This window comes from Mycoplasma sp. 2248, from assembly GCF_034863245.1.
In the GTDB taxonomy this organism is placed as follows: Bacteria; Bacillota_I; Bacilli_A; order Mycoplasmatales; family Metamycoplasmataceae; genus Mycoplasmopsis.
Window position 1 is genome coordinate 34565 of the sequence record NZ_JAYFFC010000006.1, and the last position, 10079, is coordinate 44643.

Annotated in this window: 1 protein-coding gene; it reads left to right on the forward strand. The window is 28.2% G+C overall.

Annotated features, from left to right (window positions below; translation table 4 throughout):
- Window positions 1-976: 976 nt before the first annotated feature.
- On the forward strand, window positions 977-10079 hold a 9103-nt coding region (locus tag VBM91_RS02295), incomplete at its 3' end, for a hypothetical protein (protein WP_323189157.1).

Sequence of the window (10079 nt, forward strand, 5' to 3'; positions counted from 1 at the left end):
CGTTTCTTAAATATCACTGAACTCCAATCAGCCATAAGTGACCTTTCTTTGTAGAGATAAATGTAATACAAAAGCTAAAGCAAACTCACTTTTGGAGTTCTTTTATTTTGAAGAGTAAGCTGATACAAAATCAATTTATTATAGTTATAGATGCTGCTAGGGATTGAAAAGTTTTTTTTCATTAATTATTCTTTTCTAAATTTAAAGAAATTGAACATTAATATATTATATTTTTTGAACTCAATTGTTGAGTTAGGTTATCACAAATAAGAATAAAGGGATTCTCACTCCTTAAAAGAATTTTCAAATAGTCAGAGTAAAAGAGCGATTTAAACAGTAATTAACATTGCTGTTTTTTTATTGCTTTGATGCTATCAACTTACACAAAGACTACTGATAAAAAGAACGTAAGCATATATAGTATATAAATATACTATATATGCAATAACATAATATGTATTTAAAAATATGTTAGAATAGTTTTTAAATACATATTATGTTATATATACTAATATATAAAATATATTCATTAAAAATATATTTTATATATTAGTTATTAGTGTATATATCTTATATATACCTTATTTAATTTTTCCACTGTAGGAAGAAATTAAATAAGGTAATAAGGTATATATTTATATTTTAAAAATCATAATATTGTGTCTATATAGTTTGTTTTTCTCTGTTAAAATAATAGTAAGAAGATTATTGGTTGTTTTATGTCTTTTTAAAATATAAATAACAACACTTATTCTAATTAACTACTGAAAGACTTACTGTCCTCGTCTTGTGCTCCTGTTTGCTGACGACAAAACAAGGAGCTCAAGAACTTCGGACGGTTACTATTATGTTAGTTAAGTTATCATATGTGTAGTATCAAATTCTAAAAAGACATTGATAGACTTTATTTCTTAACACTTTTTAACTCATGATTATATATATATATATATATATATATATAGAATAGGAGATATGTATGAAAAATAAAGCATTAAAAAGGAGCCTTTTAATTATTCCTGCATCAGTACCATTAGCAGGACTTGTTTTGACTCTTTCATCGACTACAAGCTCAACCAATGTGACAAGTAAAACTACTTCAGGCACTAATTGAACTTTTGATAAAGTTAATATTGATTTACAGGATAATCTTTGAAAGAACTATAATTCACTTCCAACTTCAAATCATAATGCCAGATATGCACCATATAGATATATAAATATTTTTAATTCAAACGGTAATCAGAATTTCAACGACACCAATGCTAATTGACAATATCGAGCAGTTGGAGATTCATGATTTAGATTATTTGATGCCTCAAATCCAGGTTTTCCAAACAACGTAAATGTTTCCGATTGAACAGGTACTAATTATGCAACAGAAAGTGGAACACTTTATTCTTGACAAGTAGATGGTTTTAGAGACAAAGGTGTAGATCATGGACCGTGATGAAATGGAAATGGATATAATGCAAGTACCGATACCAAAAGATTTAAAATAGGTTATAACTTAGTTAATAAACCATTACATGGTTCTGCAACTCAAGGTGCGCAATCAACATTCTATACAGGAGCATTTTATTTTTCAAATGATATGAAAATAGCAAGTGATATTAAAATTCACTTGTATATTAAAGTTGATGATAGAAATAATTCAAATGTTTTACAACAAAAAACTTATACTATCAAATTAAAAGAAGAAAAAAATGCTAACTTATCTGATTATGATATTTCACCTTGAATTGGAAAAGTGCAAAAAGTAAATAAAGATCCTCTTCGTGCTTCTCAAGCTGGAGATAATTTAGAAGCATGATTAACTAATTATGCATACTTGCCTTATTACAAAAATATTCCAACAGCATATACAAATGGATTGAGTGCTGATTTGCTTAGTCAAAAAAGAACTTGAGACAATTATAGGTCTTCAGAAAAACATAACGGAATGTATGATATTTTGGTATCTACTCCAACTAATATGTCAGATATTAGATCAAGAGGATTTCAATTATCAAATAATAGCGGTTCATATGTAAATTTTGGTTTATTCCAAAAAAATCTTATTAATAATGACAGACCAGCTGACATTATATATAACAATCAAGGTGGTTTATTTGTCTTTAATATTGAAATGGATAAAAAGCTTGATTATTTAGTTGCTGGAGCAGTAGCAGAAGTAGAATTTGAGCCATATAATGATGTGGCTAATCCAAGCACTACAACATTTTTTGGTAATACCGGTTCATCAACAACCAATAAATCTTTCTTTGGATCAGCCGAATACCGTCAAAAAGATGATGACGATAATCAAAGAATTGTTTCTGGATTTTGAAAAATAGCTGATAGATCAGAATCTCAACGTAAAAAATTCTATACTTTAGAACTTGTTGATTCAGAACTTGGTTCTGATCTTTATGATCCTAAGAGTGATGCATTTCCAGAAACTACTTTAAGAATTACTGAAAATGGAAATTCAAATATTAATTATGAGATTAATAAAGATGGAATTAATAGAAACAAAAAAACAATTAGTACCAAAAGTGTTTATCAAGATACAAAAGCAGTAAATAGTAAAAATTCTTTACGTTTAAGAAGTACAATTAATAGTAGAGATGCTAAAAAATGAAAAGTTAAAAACGGTAGTTCATTAACTGCTAGCCCATTACCATCAAGTAGATTTGATAGTGATGGAATTGAATTCAATTCAATTACTTATACATATACTGATCTTGAATTAGCTAAGAAATATGTTGATAATAAACAATGATTAAATAAAGGTCAAAAAGATTATTTAAAAATGGTATTAGATAATGAATCAGGATTTGAAGCAAGTAAGCAATATTCAGATAGTACTATTTTAACTAAATGAAAAGAGAAAATTGATACTCTTGATAAACAACAAGAAGCAATCGAAAAAAAATATAAAGAAATTCGTGATTTTCCTTTAAGTAATAGTGTTTATGATTCAAAATACGATGCAAATATAACTAACAAAATCATTTATGCTTTGGCTACAAAATCATCTAAAGATTCTTTAGATTCAATAATAAATAGAAATATTAACAAAATTAATTTCCGTTCAACTGAATACAATACGGAATCTGGCGCAATTGATAGAACTACTTCTACAGAATATTCAATTTCTAACCCAAGTGGTGCATCATATAATAGTTTAAAAACTTCAATGGATTCAGTCTACAATGCACTTAATAATTATTTAACTGCTGTAATAAATAGTGGTAAAACTGAAATTGAAAAATATTTTGCAAAATTAGCACAATATCCAATTACTGAACAAAATTCTTCAACTTATAGTGGAAATTATAATAAAGCTAAAGACCTCATTATCAATACAATTAAAGATCAAGTTAAAGACCTTAGTTTAAAAAGCAAACTAAATCCATTTGCTAATTTAGATGCTACAAACGAGCAAATTAAAACAATTATTGAATTAATTGGCAAAGTTAATAAATTAAATAATGACAAAAATTCAGTTAAGTCACAAATTGAAACTTATAAACAATCAGAAAATGACTTTAATAATTTAGGTTCTTTTGAATTTGCAAGTTCTACAAGTCAGATTGATTTAGAAGCTCTTGAGGCATTTGATAAAAACTTAACAAATGCTTCTGATAAAACTGTTCAAAATATTTTTGAATCAACTGCTATTCTTACTAAGTTTTATAATGATAATAATGACATTTTTACTCAACAATGAATAGAAAAAGCAAAAGGTCTTGACGGTGCGATTAATGAATTTAATACCGAAATAGATAAATTTAACTATTTAGACGACAATCAAAAAACAAGTGCTAAAAATAATTTAAAAAGTGCTTTGAGTACATTCAATATTTTTTCTTATAATGAAAATACAGTCAAACTTATTCTAAATAATGAATTTATTAAAAAAATAAATAATCATATGTCTAGTGCTTTTGTGACTGCAAAAGAAGAAGCTAAAACTCAAATTTCAGCATTAGATAAGTTAACAGAAACAGAAAAAGATCAAGCTAAACAAGAAATAGATAATGCTACTCTTTACAAAGACAATTATGATGAAAATAAACCATTTACTGACAAAATTTTAATAGGTTCAGATAAAAACATTAAAGCAATTGTTGATAAATGAACTGAAAGAGCTAGAATTAAAGACTATACTGCTACTTTTGATTATCCAAATAAAAATATTGAACCTACAACTGCTGACAAAAGTTTAGTTTCTCAACTAAGTATTTCTCCTGATGCAAACGGTTTAGAAACTAAAGTTATTTCTATTAGCGGTAATGATAACACCGGAACTTTAACCGTTACTTATAAAATAGTAAAAACAAGTGATAAAACTAATGTTTATACTCAAGATAAAACCTATGATATTACTGGTTTTGCTAATGAGCAAAATAGAGTTAATAAATTAAATGCTACTCCAGATTATAAAGATGTGAGTGAAAAACCAAATATTCAAGCTTCAGCTGTTGTAAAAAGAGATAATAACGATGAAGATATTACTTGAGTATTACCAACAAAAACGCAAATTTATGCAGGTAGTGTTAAATATCTTGGTTATAACGATATAGACGGTAAAATTAAAATTGCATATAAATTGCAATCAACTGTTAATGCAAATGCAATTTCTAATGAAAAAACTGCAGTAATTACTGGTTTTCAAACAGAATCTACCAGATTAAATAATTTAGTCAAACAAGACACAGATGCTAATCAAAATACAATTCTCAAAATCACTGCAGACCCTATTAAACGTGCTTCAGATTCAACTGTAGTTACTGATTACACAATTGCTTTAGCAGAGAATTATGGAACTAATAACCAAGTTGAATTAACTGATTTATCATCTCCTACAGCTAATGATACTGATGGTTCAGTTTCATATACATATAAATTAAAAACTACAAGAACTAAAGAAGATTTAGTAACAATTACTGAAGAAGCAGTTAAAAACAATAATATTTATAGTGATGTTTCAGCATCACAAACAAGAACTGGCTTTTTAACTCAAGCTGAATATGAAAAAAATCAAAAAGATGCAAAGAAAGAAGCAATTAATAATTGTGAACATTTAAATGATGCACAAAAAACAGCACTTAAAAATAAAGTTGATGAAGCTAATCTAGATCAATTAGATCAAATTGCGCAAGATGCAAGTGATTTAAATAATGCAATGGAAGCTTACAACGATGCAACTGATAATATTGAAACAATTAAACAAGGCACAGATTATACTCAAGCAGATGCAGATAATAAGAGTGCTTTAGATAATGCGGTAAATCAGCAAAAAACCGATGTTAATAAAACTCAAGGACCTAATTTATCATTAGAAGAAGTTAAAAAGAGAACTAAAGAAATTCAAGAAGCAATTAGTAATTTAAATGGTGATGAAAAATTACAAGAAGCTAAAGATGAAGCGATTAGAAAAATTAATTCTGATTATTCATCATTAACTGATAAACAAAAAGAAAAAGCAATTGCTTTAATTAATGAACAAACAACAATTGATAGAGTTACTACTCAAGATGCAACTAATAGTGAATTAAATTCTTCAATGAAAACCTTGCGTGATTACATAGCGGATCAAGATACTGTAACAGCAAGCGGTGATTATATTTACACAACAAATGATTTAAGAGCTGCTTATGATGGTAATCCTGCTAAAAATAATAATCAAAAAGGTGGAGTGATTAAAGAAGCAGAAGATTTAGTGGCTACTTTAAATACTGAAAATAATTCTGATTTAATGAATAAAGAAACAATTGATGCTTTAAACAAAAAAATTAAAGGCGCAATTGATGCTTTAAATGGACAAGAACGTTATGATGAAGAATTAGCAAGATTAAATGATTTATCTCTTGCTTTAGCTAAAGTTAAAGATGCAAATCGAGCTACAGATACAGCGAGTGAAATTACAACTGATGAAATTGAATTTAACGATTCTACAATCCCTGCAGATGTTAAACCAGTTGATTTAGTTATTTCAAATAGAAATGAATTAACAGGTAAATTAGACTTAAGTTACAAATATCAATCAACTAAAGAAAATCTTGAAAGTGTTCAATCAAGTAAAACTTATACATTAAATAATAATAATGCTTTAAGCACTTTAACTGAACAACAAAGAGTGGATGCTATTTTAGCTGATTCAAAAATTCCATTTACTATTAATGAAAGTGATACTAACGCAATTAATAGAAATCAATTGCCAAGTGAAGTTGCTAAAGAAGCTATTAAAGCCTTTAACAATCCAGCAAACTTAGATGTTGAAGGTTATTTAAACAGCATTCAATTATCACCAAACAATGACAATGGTACATTAGATATAACATTCAAAATTGCTTCAACCAAAGAGATATTGAATTCAAATAATGATCCACAAAACCCAGTAGTTGTTTCAACTGACACAAGAACAATTACTTTAACAGGCTTTAAAACAACTTTACAAGTTGAAAAAGAAAAAGTTACTCAATACATTAATAACAATGTTCCTGAAGAACAAAAACAAGCTTTATTAGATGAATTAGCAAAAGCTAATACTCTTAATGAAGTAGCTAAAGTTCAACTTAAAGCAGAAATTGAAAAAGCTATTGCTGAGGCAACGAATAATTACCCTTATTTAAATAACAATCAATTAGACGCTTATAAATCGGATTTAAAATCAGCTACTTCAACTGAAGCAATTCAAACTCGTAGCACAACAGCAAACACATTAAATGCTAAAATGAAAGAATTAAGTGATGCTGTTAAAACTGAATTAACCGTTTTAACTAAAAAAACAGTTAAAGATGATCAAAACAATTATGCTAAAACAGCCGTTGTTTATACTTTGGCAGATGCTGATAAAAAACAAGCTTATGATAATGCTTTATCAGCGGCTCAAGAATTACTTAATAAAACTAATGGCGCTAACTCAGAATTAAGTGCTGTTGAAACAGTATTAAGCAATTTACAAACTGCTTATGGTGAATTAAATGGTGATCAAAACCAAAATGCATTAAACGAAAGAATTGATGCTTTAAACAATTTAACTGATGATCAAAAAGCACAATTAAAAGAAAATATTGCTAACGCCGACGCTCAAGCAGATGCTGAAACTATTGTAGAAGCAGCAGAAACATTAGATGCCAAAATTGCCGATGTTAAAGAACAATTAGATGAATTAAATAATTACAAAAACAATGATGTTTATAAATTAGATAAACAAAATAAAGACGCTTATGACACAGCGCTTGAAAATCTTCAAAATGCTTTAGATGAATTAAGCAACAAAGACTTAACTTCTGTAAGTGCTGACGATCTTAACAGTGAAGCTACTAATTTAGACACCAAAGTAAGTGAAGCAAATCAAGCTAAAGACCTATTAGATGGTATTAGAAGCGATCTTAAAGATAAATTAAATAATTTTGATAACTTAACCCCTGCCAACAAGCAAGCGTTAATCAACTTGATTAATGCCGATGACAAAGAGTTAAGTGCTGAAAAAGTGACTGATTATCTAAACCAAGCATTAAACTTAGTTAAAACTAACGTTAATAATGAAATAGACAAATTAACACATTTAACACAAGCAGAAAAACAAGCTTATAAAGATGCAGTTAATGAGGCTGAATTAAACACTGCAGACGGTGAAAAATATGACAAAAATATTAATGACATCTTAACCCAAGCCAAAGCCGATGATGAGGCCAAAAAAGCTTTAATTAAAGCTATTAATGACAAGCAATATTTAAACGATGCTCAAAAAGCGGCTTTAATTGACAAAGTTTATAAAACTCCATTAGCTGAACTTAATGAATTTGAAAAAGATGCTAAATCATTAGATGACGCAATGAAAACATATAACGAAATTGCCTCTGTTGATAAAGATAGCATCAAATATAAAGAAGCATTCGAAGATAGACAAGCCGAATACAACAATCAAATTACTAATCGTGACAATGCTTTAAATAAAACTGATGGTGCTAATTTATCATTAGACCAAGTTAATGAAGCAATCGAAAAATTAAATAAAGCAATCAACGATTTAAATGGTGAAGAAAGATTACAAAGAGCTAAAAATGAAGCGATTGCTAAAATCAATGGTGATAATGCAACTTACACTGATTTAACAGATGCTCAAAAAGCAGCTTTAATTGACAAAATTAATGGCCAAACATCAATTGCTGATGTTAATGCAGTTGATGCTAAGAACAAGCAAATTAATGATTTAACAAAAATGCTTAAAGATAATATTAATGGTGAAAGCGGTATTAAAGAATCAATTCACTACACCGGTTCAGAACATGATGTAAAAGGCGAATATGATGAAGCTATTGAAGCAGCTAAAGAATTATTAGCTCAATTAAATGAGCCAAATTCTGATACTAATAATATTGTTGATTTAGATAGAATTAAAAACCAAAACCAAGCGGTTCATGATGCAATTTCTGCCTTAAACGGTGAACAAAACATTAAAAAACGTAGAGAAGAAGCTTTAGCTAAATTAGAAGAATTAGAACACATTAATAATTTACAAAAAGCTGCTTTAACTACTCAAATCGATAATGCAACATCACCAGAAGAAATTGACGAAATTGTTACTAATGCAACTAACTTAAATGACCAAATGGCCTTATTGAAAGAGGAATTAGCAAATCAAGCGCCAGTTAAAGACACACCTAAATACTTAAATGCTGATGAAGATCCTCGCAATAAATATGATGATTTATTAAATGAAGCTACATTTTTAGTTGACAAAGAAAATGGTGGCGCTCAACTAAGTCCAGAAGCAGTTGCTAACTTAATTAATGACATTAAAGTTGCTGAACAAGCTCTAGATGGTAATGAGAAATTTGATGAAGTAAAACAACAAATTATTGCTGATATTGATGCTTTAGAACATTTAAATCATGCTCAAAAAGCAGCTCTTAAAGAATCATTAAATGAGAAAAAATTAATTGCCGACCTTAAACAAGTTGGGGAAGATGCTAAACTTCTTGATAACGCAATGGCAGAAATTAAAGCTAAAGCTCAAGAAATAGCTAATGATTTAGCGCAAGAAGGTAATTATAAATATGTAGCAGCAACCGAAGAGCCAAAAACAAATTATGATAATGTTAAAGGCCAAGTTGATGCGTTAGTTGCTCCTAGTGGTGATAACTTAAACTTAAAAGAAGTACAAGACTTACAAAAAGCTTTAATAGCAGCTGAAAAAGCACTTGATGGAGAAACTAACTATGATTACTTTAGAAATAAAGCAATTGAAAAAATTCAAAGCAATCCTAATTTAACAGATGAAGAAAAAACAGCCTTAATTGACCAATTAAATAATGTTCAAACTCCTAATGACGATGAAAGAATTACTAAAGAAGAATTTTTAAACAATTTAGACAAAATTGTTGATAAAGCAAAATTAATTGAAACAATTAAGAATGATGACAATTTAACTCCTGAACAAAAAGCAGACTTGATTGATGACATTGTTAAAGCAGATTCAACACAAGCAAACTATGATGATGTGCTTGGCAAAATCAAAGCTAAAGAAGATGCATATAAAACATTGAATAATGATGATTCATTAACAGAAGACGATAAGACTAAATTAAGCGAAAACATAGCTAACATTGAACCTAATAGTCCTAAATTTAATGAAGAGTTAAACAATGAAAAAATCAAACAAGATGCTATTAAAGAAATTAGAAACGATGACAATTTACCTGAAACAACAAAGAACAATTTAGCTAATGAAATTGCTGAATTAGAAAATAAACAAGCTAAACCAGCATTAAATTACCAAATTGATAAGGTTAAAGAAAAACAAAAATTAATAGACGAAATTCAAGCTTCAAATCTACCAAATGAACAAAAAGAAGCTTTAATTGATGAAATAAATTCATTCAAGGGAAACGATGACAAAGCTCCAGTAATCCTTGATAAAATTCGTGATCAATTCAATAAATTAAAAGAAATTCAAGAAGATCCAAACTTAAACCAAGAAGACAAAGCTCAATTAGTTGATGATGTTTTAGCTAACGATCTAAAAGATGAAAAATACTATGAAATAGCTAAAAACATTAACAAAAAACAAGAAGCAATTGATC